Genomic DNA, 770 nt, shown 5'->3' with positions numbered 1-770 from the left:
GCACATTGCCGCTCCACAGATCCCCGTGCAGTCGCGCAGGTACCTCGCGCGGCCCGGCGAGGTCGGCCAGGCGCTCGCAGGCCCGCTCCACCACGACCGCCTCGTCGCGCAGCACGGTGCCACGGTCGACAGCCTGACGAAGATAGGGCAGCACCCGGTACTCGGCGTACCAGCGGGGCCAGTCGCTCCCCGGCACATTCCGCATCGGTGCGAGCCCGATGTACGCCTCGGCATCGCCACCGGGAGGTGGTGCCCCGAACCTCGCCGCACCAGCGGCATGCAGCCCGGCGAGTTCACGGCCGAACCGCACCGCGGCCCCAGCGCTCGGCCGCCCCTCCGCCACGCAACCGGTCACCAACCACTGCCGGTCAAGGCCGTGAACGACCGGCACCCGCACCGCCCCCGCATCGGCCAGCCACCCCAGCCCGGCGGCCTCGGCTCGCGCAGCCCTCGCGCTCCCGGCCTCCTTGACGACCACCGGCCCACCGTCCAGCGCGACTTCGGTGACCACACCGGTCAACCGCCGCTGAGCCACCACCGCATGCCCGGTGAGCCGCGCGGCCACAGCCCCGGGCCCGTCACCTTCCTCGCGCACTACGCCCTCCGCCGGTCCCGTTCCGCACCGTCATCCGTCGAGCCGGGCCCCGACGTGATCAACCACCGCCCGGGCCGTATGCCGGCTCGCGCACCATGAACACGTCGACCGGGTCCTGCGACTCGGTGGTGAATCCGTGCCGCTCGTACAGCCGCCGGGCCGCGCTGCCCTGCAG

The 770-nt window shown here is 74.0% G+C and carries 1 protein-coding gene and 1 pseudogene; both read right to left on the bottom strand.

Going from position 1 to position 770, the window contains the following annotated elements; translation table 11 throughout:
- The coding region (locus TN53_RS41355; RefSeq protein WP_046264043.1) for a fructosamine kinase family protein at window positions 1–595 on the bottom strand (595 nt) is incomplete at its 3' end.
- Window positions 596–653: 58 nt separating this feature from the next.
- Window positions 654–770 (bottom strand): annotated as a pseudogene (locus TN53_RS46300) (GNAT family N-acetyltransferase); the annotation flags it as partial.

Source organism: Streptomyces sp. WM6386, assembly GCF_000972385.1.
Lineage (GTDB): Bacteria > Actinomycetota > Actinomycetes > Streptomycetales > Streptomycetaceae > Streptomyces.
Note: the sequence above shows the minus strand (reverse complement) of the source record. Positions and strands in the feature narration are given on the sequence as shown.